This is a genomic window from Paraburkholderia steynii, from assembly GCF_900100565.1.
In the GTDB taxonomy this organism is placed as follows: domain Bacteria; phylum Pseudomonadota; class Gammaproteobacteria; order Burkholderiales; family Burkholderiaceae; genus Paraburkholderia; species Paraburkholderia terrae.
The window spans coordinates 245,607-258,623 of the sequence record NZ_FNDI01000015.1 but is presented as its reverse complement, the minus strand read 5'-3'; the positions used below and the strand labels follow the sequence as shown (position 1 = coordinate 258,623).

Sequence of the window (13,017 nt, the reverse complement as noted above, 5' to 3'; positions counted from 1 at the left end):
TCGTTAGTGCTTCAGCACTTACGGATGTCCCACCCTGCGCGCAGCGCAGGGTCTCCAGCAGACACACAGGTTGAGATCGGTGTTGTGCCAGAAACAACACAACCCATACCCTCTTTACGCTTCTTCCAGATTGGCTGTGGCGCACCACAAATGCGACGCAGCAACCCGTCATGCCTGATGACCATAGCGAGTCGGTACCACCCCTTCCCATCCCGAACAGGACCGTGAAACGACTCCACGCCGATGATAGTGCGGATTGCCCGTGTGAAAGTAGGTAATCGTCAGGCTCCTTATGCAAGCCAAGACCCCGCCCTCAAAAGCGGGGTCTTGGCGTTTGTGGGGCGCGCGGTTTAATGTCGCTTTCCCAGCGGGCCGTATGCTACAGCGACGAACGTGCCCGCGTTTCCTCTCCATCCGATCTTCCCGCGAAACTGCCCCACGTCGCTAATGCCGCGACCTCGCCGCGTACCTGTGCGAAACTGCTTGACTCGACCTGGAGAGAAAGCGATGCGCATCGCGTGCTTACACACGGCAGACAGTAACGTCGCGGTGTTCGACACAGTGGCACAGCAGTTGAATTTGCCACAGGGCTCGCTGCACCATGAAGTGCGCGCTGACCTCCTCGCAGCTGCAGAGCTCGCTCGCGGGCTGACCCCGGACATCGAACGTCAAACTTGCGATGCCCTGTTGACTCTGGGGCGTGGTGCGGATGTAGTACTTCTCACATGTTCCACTCTGGGGCCCTGTATCACAGCCGTATCGGCCAATGCCCCTGTCCCCATGATAAGAGTCGACAGTGCCTTGGCAGAAGAGGCGACGCGTGCCGGCGGCAAAGTGATTGCGCTATGCGCTGTTGAGACGACGCTGGCACCGACTGCACGGATATTTACGGACGCGGCGAAGCGATCCGGTGCTGAGGTCGAAATCCGGCTCGTGCAGGACGCCTGGCAGTTGTTCAGAGCGGGCGAACACGCCGCTTACCTGGCGAAGATCGCTGCCGCAACGGAAGACGCCTACCAGGACGGCGCCACCATTGTCGCGTTGGCTCAGGCATCCATGGCGGGCGCGGCAGCGTTATTGACGCAAGCGATGAAGCCGCTCACCAGCCCGGCAAGCGGTCTTATCGCGGCGATGAACGCCCTGCGCCCATAAAGGCGCGTCAATCCGGCAAAAGCGATACCACGGAGACACAACGCTTCATCGAACCGCACGCGTCTCATGCGTAAACCTGAGTGTCACAACAGTAATCGCGCCGAGCACCATCAGGAAGATCGAAACCGGCCAGTAAGCGTGATATCTGGCAAGCAACGCTGTCGCAATCAGCGGCGACATTCCACCAGCGAAGATCGACGCCACTTCATGCCCAAGCGCCACGCCTGAATATCGCACTTCGGTGCTGAACAGTTCGCCGACGAGTGCGGGCAATGTACCGATCATCGCGCCGTGACAAACGGCCGTACCGAGAATAAGCGCGAGATAGATCCACGGCGCCTGGTGCGTATCGAGCATCCAGAAGAACGGAAAGGCCATCACGATCAATCCCGCGGCGCCGATCATGTACACAGGCTTTCTTCCGATGCGATCGGACAGTCGTCCCCATGCCAGCATCGCGCCCATTTCGACGACCATCGCCAGCATGACGCCCGTCAACATCACCGAACTGGTGATCCCCACAAACTTTCCATACACGAGCGAAAACGCGAGAAAGATATAAGCGCCGCCGTTTTCCGCCACGCGCAGCCCCATCGCCATCAGGATCTCTTTCGGATGCCGCCTGATGACCTCGACGACAGGCATATGGGTTTTCTCCCCACGCTTTTCGGTCTGTTCGAAATCCCGGCTTTCGGGCAGGCTGTGCCTGATATAAACGCCAATAGCAAAGATCGCGATGCTCGCGAGAAAGGGCAGTCTCCAGCCCCAGCTGATGAACGCGTCGTGCGGCAGCGACTGCGCCGCGAGAAACGCGGCTGACGACAACACAAATCCGCCGCCCACGCCCAACTGGCTCCACGCCGCGTAATAGCCGCGTTTTTCCGGCGGTGCGCTTTCGCTGATCATCAATACGCCGCCGCCCCATTCGCCACCCGACGCAACGCCTTGCAGCAGACGCAATACGACGAGCGCAACGGGCGACCAGATGCCGATCTGCGCATACGTCGGCAGCAGTCCGATCGCGAATGTCGCGATACCCATGATGAGCAGCGTCCAGACGAGCGACGCCTTGCGCCCGTAGCGGTCGCCGATATGGCCGAACACGACGCCGCCCAACGGCCGCGCGACGAAGCCCATGGCGAACGCAGCAAATGCGCCGAGCGTGCCGATCAACGGATCGCCGCCCGCGGGAAAGAACAACTGTCCGAACACCAGCGCGGCCGCCGTGCCATAGACGAAGAAGTCGTACCATTCCATCGCGTTGCCTGCGACGGACGCCACGACGATCTTGCGCAACGTCCTGTCTTCGAGAGGCCGGACAGCTGCAACGCGGCCGGTTGCGTGCGTGGGTTCGATGGAAGCCATGATGGATCGCATAGATGTAGTGGGGGATTGCCGCTGAGTGTCTGCCGCGCATTTCAATCGGTCAAATTCATCGAAAAAGGGAGATGCCATCAGTCACGCAAATGTGGGACGACTCGCTCACAGTCGTCCCGTTCATGGGCACCGTGGTAACGTCTCGTTTCAACGAGTCGAACGAGCGCCGGCGGTCGCAAGCCGGCGGACCATGGAGAAGACATGCTTTCCCACGGGAGAGTCGCGCTCGCGCCCCGCGCCAGCTGCTCCAGCTCTTGCTCGGTGAACACGTAGCCGCGCTGGCGTGTCGTCGATGTTCAGCATGCGGCGTCCACTCATGCCAAATAGTGAGGACGTGCAGTGACTTTCCTTGGAATCGACCTCGGCACCTCCGAGGTAAAAGTAATTCTGACCGATGACGCGTCCACGACCCTCGCGACAAGCGGCGTGCGCCTAGATGTAGCGCAGCCGCATCCGCACTGGTCGGAACAAAATCCCCATGCGTGGTGGCAGGCCACGCTCGATGCCGTTGCCGCCGTGCGTGGCGCGAATCCCGGCGCATTCGCGGCGCTGCGCGGCATCGGGCTCTCGGGACAGATGCACGGCGCGACGCTGCTCGACGCGAAAGGCGAAGTACTCAGGCCGGCGATCCTCTGGAACGACACGCGCGCGTTCGCCGAGTGCGCGGAGCTGGAAGCGCTCGTGCCCGAATCGCGCGAGATCACGGGCAATCTGGCGATGCCAGGTTTCACCGCGCCCAAGCTGCTTTGGCTTGCAAAGCACGAACCCGACGTATTTCGCGCCGCGTCCAAAGTGCTGTTGCCGAAAGACTATCTTGCGTGGCGGCTCACAGGGGATTTCGTGTCGGACATGTCGGACGCTTCGGGCACGCTATGGCTCGACGTCGCGAAGCGCGACTGGTCCGACCGCATGCTCGCGGCGACGGGATTGACGCGCGCGCACATGCCGCGCCTCGTCGAAGGCAGCGCGCGTGCTGCGCAGTTGAGCGACGCATTGCGGCGCGAGTGGGGCATTGCCGGTCCCGTCGTGCTATGCGGCGGCGCTGGCGACAACGCGGCAAGCGCGATCGGCATGGGCGTGGCGGAAGCGGGCAGCGCGTTTCTGTCGCTCGGCACATCGGGCGTGCTGTTCGCTGGCACCGATCGCTTCGCGCCGAATCCGGCGCAAGGCGTGCATGCGTTCTGTCATTGCTTGCCGGATCGCTGGCATCAGATGAGCGTGATTCTGTCGGCGGCATCGAGCCTTGGGTGGCTGTCGAAAGTGGTGAACCGTGAAGTCGGCAGTTTGCCCGAGCTCGCGAGCACGGCCGATCCAGCGGCCGCGCCGATCTTTCTGCCCTATCTGAGCGGCGAGCGCACGCCTCATAACGATGCGAACGCGCGCGGCGTGTTCTGGGGTTTGACGGGTGCAAATACGACGGGCGATCTCGCGTACAGCGTGATGGAAGGCGTTGCGTTCGCGATGGCCGATGGTTATGCCGCGCTGCAAAGCGCCGGTACGACGTTGCAGAGCGCGTCGTTCATCGGCGGCGGCTCGCGCAGCCCGTTCTGGGCCAATCTGTGCGCGACGGCAACGGGCATCACGATGCATCGTCACGAAGGCAGTGACGTGGGCGCGGCGCTCGGCGCGGCTCGCCTTGCACGGCTTGCGGTGACGGGCGAATCGATCAGCGAAGTCTGCCTGGCGCCTCCGACGCTCGAGTCCTGCGAGCCCGATCGAGCACAGGCGCCGTTGCTTGCGCACAGGCTTGCGCGCTATCGCAGCATTTATCAGGCGCTCAAGGCGGGTTTCTCGGAACAGATTTGATCCGCGCACAACGCCGCGCGCGGCGAGGCGTACCGTACGTCTCGCCGCGCGAACATGAGGCTCAACTCAGATCGTGGAGATCCTTCTGCAACGGTACGCCTGCCGTGAAGCTGGAGAACTCGACATTCAATCCGCCGCGTTCGGGCGTGCAGCACACGGGGCCAACGAAGTAGTGCGCGGCCAAAGGGAAAGGCGCCAGCCGCAACAGAGGCCACGTTTTTCCGTCGATTGAATACTGCACGCGCAACACGCCTCGCGCGACGGTTGCACGCATCCAGAAGCCATCCGCTGCCGCAATGGGCGCACCGATGGCCCAGTCCGACTGGCCGACCGTCAATACGCTGCTCATCATCAATACGTCGTCAGTGAATTCGACACCGGCCTTCAGCCATGTCGACTCATCGACGCGCACCATCAATCCCGCCTGATCGTAGAGCGCATGAAACTGCCCGCGCACACGCACCTGTGCAGTGAAATCGCCTTGCGTGCGGACTCCGAAGCAGTGACCCGAATCGCGCGTGAAGCCGTAGTGCGTGTTGCGCCAGAAGTCGGTCTTCGGATCGGTCGTCACGTTGAGCGTGTCGCCGTCGAGCGACCATCTCGACGGCTCATTGAACCATTTGCATTGTTCGAACACGCAACGCCTCCGTTGTGTCGCAGACGCGGTCGGCGCGACGCACAGAAGATCTAGCGTCCGCCGCGAGCCATGCTGGAGAATACGCCGTCGCGACGAATGAGTCCATGAAAGAGGGCTGCCGCGATATGCGCAAGCACAGTCGCGAACAGCGCGAATGCGAGCCACGTATGCAACGCGCGCAACAGCGCGAACAGATCCACGTTTTGCGGCACGATTGCGGGCAGATGCCAGGTGCCGAACAACGTGATGGGATAGCCGCCTGCCGAGAGCATCGTCCAACCAATCAACGGCATCGCGATGAATAGCCCATACAGCACGAGATGCGATGCCCTGGCTGCGAAGCGCTGCAATGCAGACATATCGTCGGGCAGTGCGGGGCTGCCGTTCTTCAATCGCACTACGACGCGAATCAAGGCGAGCACGAGCAACGCAACGCCAAGCGGCCGATGCAATGCGATAAGCGTTGCATGTGCGTGCGAGACAGTCGCGACCATCGCGACGCCGACGAATAGCATCGCAAGAATCAGCACAGCCATGGTCCAGTGCAAAAGACGCGCGAGCGGAGAGAAATGGCGAGAGGTGTTCGTCATGATGCGTTCCGTTCAGGGTTGCGGAGTAGCGGGCGCGTGATGCAGCGCTTCTTCCCGTGTGCGCCGCTGATACGACACGGCGTAGGCCGCCGAACGCGCCGCGAGCAGTGGATCGTCCGAAGGCGCGATGCCATCTGGCAGTACAGTCGGATCGAAGTTCACGTCGCGGCACACGCCATCCGCTTGCGGCGCGCTACGTTCGATAACAACGGTGCCCGCGTCGATGCGCTGCCGGTCGTCGGGCCACTGCTGCGTCGCGTCGTTGTAGGGATCGCCGGCGTTCGCAAGCGTCACGATCAGATGCCAGCGCACGTTACCGTGCTTCAGTTGTTCGCCGAACTGCTGCGACAGGAAATCGGGATCGTTCTTCTCCTGCGGATCGACAGGCGCATATGACGCTTCCGGCTCCACGGACCAGCGCACTGTGTGCTCCTGTCCGCTCGCGTCGGTAAAGCGGAATGCGTTGATGCTGTAGTACGCCGCATTCCCAAGACCGGACGATGCCGGATGCGTCTTCACCCATTGCTGAAACGGCTGCGTTTCGGGATGCGATGCATAAAACGCCTTCAGCTTCGCGGGATCCGGCTTGCCCGTCTTGGAATCCGGCTGTGCGGCGACAAGTTGCTGATAGAACTGCTCGGGCGTATGCACCGCGAACACGGGCGTCGAATTCATGGCCGTACGCCATTGCTCGCCATCGCGTTGTGTGAAGAGCAGTGCGAAGCTGCGAACCGGCACGCTGGCGTCGGGCGCTGACGGATTACCACCTGGAATCGCAAAGCGGCCAATGACGGGCGTGCGGCCCTGTGTGAAAACCTGCGCGCGCGAAATCGACGCCGCATTGCCGTTGCTGTCGAAATAGCCCTCTACGCAAAGCCCTTTCGCGTGATTGCGGCGATAGCCCGGGTGTGGGCCGCTGTTTGCCTGGAACTGGTTGATGATGCGATACGTCGTGAGGCGTGAAGGCGTGAGCCAGCCGGCCGCATACGCGAAAGTGCCAGCGAGCGCGAATACCGCTGCGCCGATCGCGGCGAAGCGGCATGGCATGCAGCGGGCCGTCGACGCTCGGGACTTTGAATTCATCACGAATGCTCCTTTCGTTTCTGATGGTGACGTGCTTAGGCCGTCAACACAGAGGAGCGGTGTTTATTCCCGTCTCACGCCAGAATTTTTATCTGCAACGGTCGATGTGAGAAAGCAAAAAAAGTTGGGAATAGATTTAGACATCGCTTTGTTCATCACAGTGAAGCGCCACACATCCTGTGACGCATCGACGTCACTTCTACACTGAAGGAGCTGGAAATGAAGAAGCTTGCACTGTTGACTGTTTCGATCGCCGCACTCGCTTCGACCGCATTCGCGTCGAGCGCATTTGCGCAGGAGAAGACGCGCGCAGAAGTCCGTCAGGAACTGATCCAGGCCGAGCAGAATGGCTCGCAGTTCGTGACCGACACGTCGTATCCCGAAGTCGCCCCCATCTATCAGCAACAGGTCGCTCACCAGAAGGCTGCGCAGGAAAGCGAAGGTGCGGGCATGGCGGGTACGCATGCCGCTGGAACGCGGATGCCCGTCACGGGCGCGAACACGGGTATGTCGACATGCGTCGGTCCCGTCAGCTATTGCTCGGTGTACTTCGGCAGTTGATCGCCATGCCGGGTGAGGGGTGGCGTTTCCACGCAGTGAAGCGCACCCCGCTTACCCATGTGCGCTTATGTATGTGCGCTCATCCGCACAACACATCCGTCGCGACGTGCGAGGCCGGCACCGCGTCGATCAGAATCACATCGCCGATTGAATTGTCCGTGCGCAGCGGCAGAATCGCCTGATAAGCGGCGGATCGGTACCATGCGCGCGCGAGGTCACGATTCGGAAACTCAATGGCGACCAGGTCGCCGCGCCAGTCGCCTTCGAGCCGTTCGCAACGGCCGCCATGCAGCACGAAATGGCCGCAATAGGGCGCAAGCGTCGCATCGATGCGCTTCAGGTACTCGACGATCTCCACACCCATCTTCACTTCATGCAGGTGCGCAACGGCAAACGTTGACATGCTGTTCTCCCGCTCGTTGACGAATGACGCCAGCATATCGGCCGTCGCAAGGCGAATCGATTACCTCTGAGGTAATGCCGCGCGCAACAGCGATTCGCACATGAAGCACTTTTGACAGTCGGCATTCTGCGCGGGTAAGCGCGGAGCATCCCGCTGCAATGCGAGCAGGGCCGCGCGCCGCGTTCCGCGCACACCCGGCGCATATGTTTCGCGCACGAAACGTTGTTACGCTTTCTTTCCAGACCGCGAATCCGTGCGATCGTCCGTAGAATGAGGCGCCATGCGGGTTCCGGCGTGGTTGTCAGGAAACAGCGAACCCATGGTATGAAACGTGCATCGAATGGGGAAACGCCAATCCCATCCACACATCAATAAATACGGTCCTCCCATACGATGGATGCTCGCCACGCTACCGCTGCAGATCGCGAGGATGATGATGCCCGTGCGACGACGCGCACGAACAATACGATGCACACGCCACGCCTGATGAACCAGCTTGAACAACGCGTGAGCGAAGGTCTTCTCGCCGGTGAATTCCGGCTCGCGTTTCAGGGTATCTACGATGTGCAGACAGGCAAGCTCGCGCGCGTCGAAGCGCTGATCCGCTGGATGCATCCGGACTACGGCATGCTGTTGCCCGATGCGTTTCTCGTCGCGCTCGATCATCCCCTTGTCGCGTTGCAACTGACCTATCACGTGATCGACGGCGCGTGCCGCGCGCTGGCTCACGCGCAGCGCCAGGGGCAACGGGTGTGTCCGATCGCTGTCAATGTGCCGCCGCGCGTCGTCGCCGACGAGTACTTTCCGGCCACCGTGATGCAGATCGCGCGTCTGCATGGCGTCGAGCCCGATCTGCTCGAACTCGAACTCGTCGAAACGGAAGACTCGACTCGCCTGCTGGCTGCGCCACCTCTGACGAAGCCGTTGCGCGAAGCAGGCATGCGCCTCGCAATCGACGACTTTGGCACCGGCTATTCGTCGCTCGCGCTTCTGAGCACGATCGATGTCGATACCGTGAAGGTCGCGCGCGAAATGCTCGATGGCGTGCCGGACTGTCCGCGCGCGTCAGCCGTCGCATCGGGCGTGCTGTCGATGCTCGAAAGGCTGAATGTCGCGGTGGTGGTGGAGGGCGTCGAAACGAGGGCGCTCGCGCGCTGGCTCGCGCAATGGCCCAAGGTGCTCGCGCAGGGCTTTTTCTACGCGCGCCCGACCTTCGAGTACGCCGACGTTCCCATTCAGGAGCGATACGTCGCGCTGTAGCGCTTCACGCCTGTGTATTGACGATGCCGCCCGTCGACTTGCCCGACGAAGAAAGAATCAGTTGGGCAAGCTCGGCCGTGGCCGTTTGCAGCGCCGCTGAAATCGACATCGCCTGCGCACTCAACGAAGCGACCATCGCAGCGCCTGCCCCCGTGCTATCCGTATTCGCCTGCTGTTGTGCGCGGGCCATCTGCTGCTGCACTGCCGACAGCTTCTGTTGCAACGACTCGATCAGCGCCTTCAACTGCTTGATAGCCGCATCCTGAGGGCTGTTGCCGCCCGTTGCTCCTGCGGACGACGCGCCTTGCGCACCCCGTGCGCCGGACGTGGCGGCAGAGGGTGAGGCCGGTTGTGCGCCACTCGTTGCTGAAGTGCTCGATGTGTCCGTCGACGTATCGGCCGTACGTGTGCTGGAGATCGCGGTGCTGCCTGAAAGATCGTTCTGGATTTGCATGGGCAGAGGCTCTGTTCGTTGAAAGAGAAACGGCTTGTCCGTGATAACGGCATGGGTCAGTACCTTCTTGAGCGACTTGATGTTTGTCAAAGAACATCGTGTCCGTACGACCATTCAAGCGAATCTCATATGTACTTGTCGCTCGTCACGTTCAGAAATGCATCATTTTGCGCGTGGTTTCCAATGAGGAAAGGCTATGAAATGCACGCGCAGCACGCGAAAAACAGGCTCGTGCTTGCATGCGGCAGCGCCGATGAATGTGCAGTGGCAGACACTCGAACGGGATGAATGTGCGCCGGGACACAGCGCGAGAAGAGGATGAAGACAAGACGGCGCAGCACGTAAGGCGATCGAGTATTGCGCATCGCGTACGATATGGCATTCGCGTGCGAGCGCATGCGCCTTACCGGCGTGTCGATGCTCGCATGGGCGCATGACATTCGTGAGGCAACCCCATGATCGAATCCTTAATGAGCCGCTTGCCGCGCGCGTTGCGCAGCGACGCGGACTTCTGGTCGGTGCGTTTCGTGAACGAACGGACCGACGATCACGCCGTACGTAACGACGTCGCGCAACCGCTGCGCATCGCGAGCGATCGCGGCGCGATGCTGGTCGCATGGTGTGGAAGGGGCGCGGGTTATGCCGCCACGGCTGATCTGTCGGAGCGTGGTTTGCAAGCCGCGCTCGATATCGCGACGCAACACGCCAAGGCATGCGCGTCCGTATCACTGATCGATCACACGCAGATTGCGCGGCCTGTCGAAAGTGGCAGCTATGAATCGCCCGCTGTCGCGCAAACGTCGCCAGGCCGGCGTGAATGGCTGGAACGTCTGCAGCACGAATGCGCGGCAGCGAACATCGACGGCCGCATTGTCGAGCGCACGGCCGCCGTGCAGCTCACGCACAGCGAGCAAACGTATCTGACGAGCGACGGCATACGCATCGATCAGCACTTCCGCTTCATGCTGCCGCAGATTTCCGTGACGGCGCACGCAGACGGCGTGACGCAGGTGCGCACGCTCGGCGGCGATTACGGCACGCTCGCGCAAGGCGGTGTAGATGTGCTCGCGCATTTCGGCTTCGACGGCGCGGGCGCGCGCATCGCAGACGAAGCGCTGCAACTGGTGGCCGCGCCGAACTGTCCGTCGGGCCGGCGCGATCTGCTGCTGATGCCCGATCAGATGATGTTGCAGATTCACGAATCGATCGGCCATCCGCTCGAACTCGACCGCATTCTCGGTGACGAGCGCAACTTCGCGGGCTGGAGCTTCGTCAAGCGCGAGCACTTCGGCTCGTATCGCTACGGCTCCGATCTGCTGAACGTCACGTTCGATCCCGACCTGCGCGAAGAAGCCGCAAGCTATGCGTTCGATGATGACGGTACGCGCGCGAAACGCGAGTACCTGATCCGCGACGGCGTGCTGATGCGGCCGCTCGGCGGTGCGCTGTCGCAGCAGCGCGCGCGGCTTGCGGGCGTCGCGAACTCGCGTGCGTCGAGCTGGAACCGGCCGCCCATCGACCGCATGGCGAATCTCAACATCGAGCCGGGAACGAGCACGCTCGAAGACATGATCGCGAACATCGAAAGCGGCATCCTGATGCGGACCAACACGTCATGGTCGATCGACGATCATCGCAACAAGTTTCAGTTCGGCTGCGAATACGGCCAGCTGATCGATCACGGCCAGCTTACGCAGGTCGTGCGTCAGCCGAACTATCGCGGCATCTCGGCGAGCTTCTGGCGCAGTCTCGTGGCCGTCGGCAACGAAGCGACGCGCGGCGTGTATGGCACGTCGATGTGCGGCAAGGGCGAGCCGATGCAGATCATCCGCGTCGGCCATGCGTCGCCCGCATGTGTGTTCAGCAACGTCGATGTATTCGGAGGCGCATGATGCATGACAACCATTCATCCGCTTCTCGCACGCATTTCATGACGCTTGCGAACGAGATCGAACAGCGGCTGACGGCGAATGAAATCGCGTTGACGTCGTTTTCCGCCGAGCAGTCCGACTTCATCCGCTTCAACGAAGGCAAGGTGCGTCAGTCGGGCCACGTGTCACAAGCCAGCGTCACGCTGCGGCTGATCGACGGACAACGTCAGGCCTATTCGACGTTCACGCTATGCGGCGACATCGGCGCGGACACCCACGCTGTCGCTCAAACGCTGACGGCATTGCGCGAAGGCCTGCGCGATGCGCCCGACGATCCGCATCTTCTGTTCGACACGACGGTCTGGTCGGAAACGACGCAACGCGCAGGCACGTTGCCTTCGCCCGATACATTGCCGCTCATCGTCGCGCAGTGCGCGCTCGGACTCGACTTCGTCGGCTTCTATGCGGGCGGCACGATGGCCCGCGGTTTTGCTTCGTCGCTCGGCAGTCGTGGCTGGTATGAAGTCGAGAACTTCAATATCAGCTGGTCGCTGTACGACGCGAGCGGTCGCGCAATCAGGAGCCACTATGCGGGCGATACCTGGAGCGATGCGGTATTCGCAGGCAAGGTGGAAGAGGTCGCTGCGCGTTTGCCTGTGCTGTCTCGCGCGCCGCACGCGCTGGCGCCAGGCCGCTATCGCGCGTACTTCGCGCCCGCTGCGCTACGCGAACTGATGGAGACGGCCTCGTTCAGCGCCTTCTCCGCGCGCACACAAGCGACGGCGCGCAACGAGTTTTATCGTCTGAACATCGGTGAAGTTGCGCTCGATCCGCGCGTCACGCTGACGGAAGATCTCACGCTCGACATCACACCGCGCTTCAACGACGACGCCTATCAGCGACGAAGCGTTCCGCTCATCGAAGCAGGGCGTGCCGCTGCCCAGTTGACCAACGCCCGTACGGCCCGCGAATATGCCCTGACACCGAATGGCGCGACGGCGAGTGAAACACCGTCCGCGCTGTCGATGCAAGGTGGCGATCTCGCGCAAGCCGACGTACTGCGCGCGCTCGACACGGGTCTCTATATCGGCAATCTCTGGTACGTGAACTTCTCGGACCGGATGAACTGCCGGATGACGGGCATGACGCGCTTCGCGACCTTCTGGGTCGAGCAGGGCCGCATTGTCGCGCCTGTGGATGCGATGCGCTTCGACGACAGCCTGTACCGGCTCCTCGGCAGCGAACTGGAGCGCATCGGCGCACAGCCCGAACTGCTGCTGAACGACTGGACATGGGGTGAACGCGCGACGGGCGGCATGAAGCTGCCGGGTCTGCTCGTACGTTCCTTCGATCTGACCTTATGACGCCGCGCGTCGCGGCTTGAAGGGAAGCGGCGTCTGCGCACACGTGCAGCGCCCGCATCCCGAGCGGTAGGCAGAATCCATCGATTACCCCGTCATTGTGTTATGTCGTATTACTAATTACATTGCGATGCGTTGCCATTCATGGCCCGCGTCTTTCTTCGTCTTTGATTGTGCAGCGAGACAATACCCGACGCTCGAACACGGGCTCTGTGCGCTGGCGCACATCGAATGCAGACAGCCTTATGTGCGCAAACGCACACTGCTGTGTGCGTGTTGCGACACTCGCGGCACGCGTGAAAGGCGCGTTTTCTTGCGCGTACAGCTGGAAGTGTTGAATCTCTCTGCAGGTCTCAATCGATTTCATAGGGAATCGCCAACGCGATCCGCGCGAGGCCGCGCAATCTTTCGCGCGTTGCATGCCTCAGACGAATTCCGCCTGCTGTGCATGCCGTTGCAGCT

12 protein-coding genes and 1 rRNA gene are annotated in these 13,017 nt (G+C 61.7%); 7 read left to right on the top strand and 6 right to left on the bottom strand.

Features of this window, described 5'->3' with window-relative positions; all coding sequences use genetic code 11:
- The first annotated feature begins 173 nt into the window (after positions 1 to 173).
- Together rrf and BLT65_RS26235 are read left to right on the top strand one after the other, a co-directional pair.
- Positions 174 to 287: ribosomal RNA gene (rrf, locus tag BLT65_RS26240) — 5S ribosomal RNA — on the top strand.
- A 220-nt stretch (positions 288 to 507) separates the two neighbouring features.
- Positions 508 to 1,152 (top strand): aspartate/glutamate racemase family protein, encoded by a 645-nt coding sequence (locus BLT65_RS26235; RefSeq protein ID WP_091782694.1) that lies wholly within the window; start codon positions 508 to 510, stop codon positions 1,150 to 1,152.
- 45 nt (positions 1,153 to 1,197) lie between these two features.
- On the opposite strand, the gene BLT65_RS26230 is transcribed toward BLT65_RS26235, so the two are convergent.
- The gene (locus tag BLT65_RS26230; protein ID WP_042311385.1) at positions 1,198 to 2,517 is read right to left on the bottom strand and encodes an MFS transporter; all 1,320 of its coding nucleotides are present in this window, start codon (positions 2,515 to 2,517) and stop codon (positions 1,198 to 1,200) included.
- A 351-nt stretch (positions 2,518 to 2,868) separates the two neighbouring features.
- On the opposite strand from BLT65_RS26230, the gene xylB reads away from it, so the two are divergent.
- The gene (xylB, locus tag BLT65_RS26225; RefSeq protein WP_091782691.1) at positions 2,869 to 4,335 is read left to right on the top strand and encodes a xylulokinase; all 1,467 of its coding nucleotides are present in this window, start codon (positions 2,869 to 2,871) and stop codon (positions 4,333 to 4,335) included.
- 61 nt (positions 4,336 to 4,396) lie between these two features.
- Here the strand turns inward: xylB and BLT65_RS26220 are convergent, their stop codons facing one another.
- Genes BLT65_RS26220 through BLT65_RS26210 form a run of 3 tightly spaced genes read right to left on the bottom strand, consistent with a single transcriptional unit; the run spans position 4,397 to position 6,645 of the window.
- Positions 4,397 to 4,972: a DUF1349 domain-containing protein gene (locus tag BLT65_RS26220; RefSeq protein ID WP_091782688.1), complete on the bottom strand. Its 576-nt coding sequence runs from the start codon at positions 4,970 to 4,972 to the stop codon at positions 4,397 to 4,399.
- Positions 4,973 to 5,022: 50 nt separating this feature from the next.
- Positions 5,023 to 5,562, bottom strand: coding sequence for a cytochrome b (locus BLT65_RS26215; RefSeq protein ID WP_091782685.1), 540 nt, complete (start codon positions 5,560 to 5,562; stop codon positions 5,023 to 5,025).
- A gap of 12 nt (positions 5,563 to 5,574) precedes the next feature.
- Positions 5,575 to 6,645, bottom strand: coding sequence for a catalase family peroxidase (locus tag BLT65_RS26210; protein ID WP_091782682.1), 1,071 nt, complete (start codon positions 6,643 to 6,645; stop codon positions 5,575 to 5,577).
- Between the two features lie 219 nt (positions 6,646 to 6,864).
- On the opposite strand from BLT65_RS26210, the gene BLT65_RS26205 reads away from it, so the two are divergent.
- Positions 6,865 to 7,206 (top strand): DUF4148 domain-containing protein, encoded by a 342-nt coding sequence (locus BLT65_RS26205; protein WP_091782679.1) that lies wholly within the window; start codon positions 6,865 to 6,867, stop codon positions 7,204 to 7,206.
- Positions 7,207 to 7,285: 79 nt separating this feature from the next.
- Here the strand turns inward: BLT65_RS26205 and BLT65_RS26200 are convergent, their stop codons facing one another.
- Complete coding sequence (locus BLT65_RS26200) at positions 7,286 to 7,609, bottom strand: DUF1330 domain-containing protein (protein ID WP_036005809.1); 324 nt, start codon at positions 7,607 to 7,609, stop codon at positions 7,286 to 7,288.
- Positions 7,610 to 8,077: 468 nt separating this feature from the next.
- On the opposite strand from BLT65_RS26200, the gene BLT65_RS26195 reads away from it, so the two are divergent.
- On the top strand, positions 8,078 to 8,869 hold the full coding sequence (locus tag BLT65_RS26195; protein WP_244186602.1) for an EAL domain-containing protein: 792 nt from the start codon (positions 8,078 to 8,080) through the stop codon (positions 8,867 to 8,869).
- Positions 8,870 to 8,873: 4 nt separating this feature from the next.
- Here BLT65_RS26195 and BLT65_RS26190 read toward each other — a convergent pair whose 3' ends face one another.
- A complete protein-coding gene (locus BLT65_RS26190; RefSeq protein ID WP_091782747.1) occupies positions 8,874 to 9,323 on the bottom strand; it encodes a hypothetical protein in 450 nt (149 codons plus the stop codon).
- 455 nt (positions 9,324 to 9,778) lie between these two features.
- Here BLT65_RS26190 and BLT65_RS26185 point away from each other — a divergent pair, with 455 nt between their 5' ends.
- Both BLT65_RS26185 and BLT65_RS26180 read left to right on the top strand, forming a co-directional pair.
- The gene (locus BLT65_RS26185; RefSeq protein ID WP_091782673.1) at positions 9,779 to 11,215 is read left to right on the top strand and encodes a TldD/PmbA family protein; all 1,437 of its coding nucleotides are present in this window, start codon (positions 9,779 to 9,781) and stop codon (positions 11,213 to 11,215) included.
- Positions 11,215 to 12,558: a TldD/PmbA family protein gene (locus BLT65_RS26180; protein WP_091782670.1), complete on the top strand. Its 1,344-nt coding sequence runs from the start codon at positions 11,215 to 11,217 to the stop codon at positions 12,556 to 12,558. The genes BLT65_RS26185 and BLT65_RS26180 overlap by 1 nt, the downstream gene beginning before the upstream one ends.
- Positions 12,559 to 13,017 lie beyond the last annotated feature (459 nt).

What these genes read in the sequence shown, in the direction of transcription:
- BLT65_RS26235 (WP_091782694.1), top strand. Translation starts at nt 508, where the DNA reads ATGCGCATCGCGTGCTTACACACGGCAGACAGTAACGTCGCGGTGTTC.
- BLT65_RS26230 (WP_042311385.1), bottom strand. Translation starts at nt 2,517, where the DNA reads ATGGCTTCCATCGAACCCACGCACGCAACCGGCCGCGTTGCAGCTGTC.
- BLT65_RS26215 (WP_091782685.1), bottom strand. Translation starts at nt 5,562, where the DNA reads ATGACGAACACCTCTCGCCATTTCTCTCCGCTCGCGCGTCTTTTGCAC.
- BLT65_RS26210 (WP_091782682.1), bottom strand. Translation starts at nt 6,645, where the DNA reads ATGAATTCAAAGTCCCGAGCGTCGACGGCCCGCTGCATGCCATGCCGC.
- BLT65_RS26205 (WP_091782679.1), top strand. Translation starts at nt 6,865, where the DNA reads ATGAAGAAGCTTGCACTGTTGACTGTTTCGATCGCCGCACTCGCTTCG.
- BLT65_RS26200 (WP_036005809.1), bottom strand. Translation starts at nt 7,609, where the DNA reads ATGTCAACGTTTGCCGTTGCGCACCTGCATGAAGTGAAGATGGGTGTG.
- BLT65_RS26195 (WP_244186602.1), top strand. Translation starts at nt 8,078, where the DNA reads ATGCACACGCCACGCCTGATGAACCAGCTTGAACAACGCGTGAGCGAA.
- BLT65_RS26190 (WP_091782747.1), bottom strand. Translation starts at nt 9,323, where the DNA reads ATGCAAATCCAGAACGATCTTTCAGGCAGCACCGCGATCTCCAGCACA.
- BLT65_RS26185 (WP_091782673.1), top strand. Translation starts at nt 9,779, where the DNA reads ATGATCGAATCCTTAATGAGCCGCTTGCCGCGCGCGTTGCGCAGCGAC.
- BLT65_RS26180 (WP_091782670.1), top strand. Translation starts at nt 11,215, where the DNA reads ATGCATGACAACCATTCATCCGCTTCTCGCACGCATTTCATGACGCTT.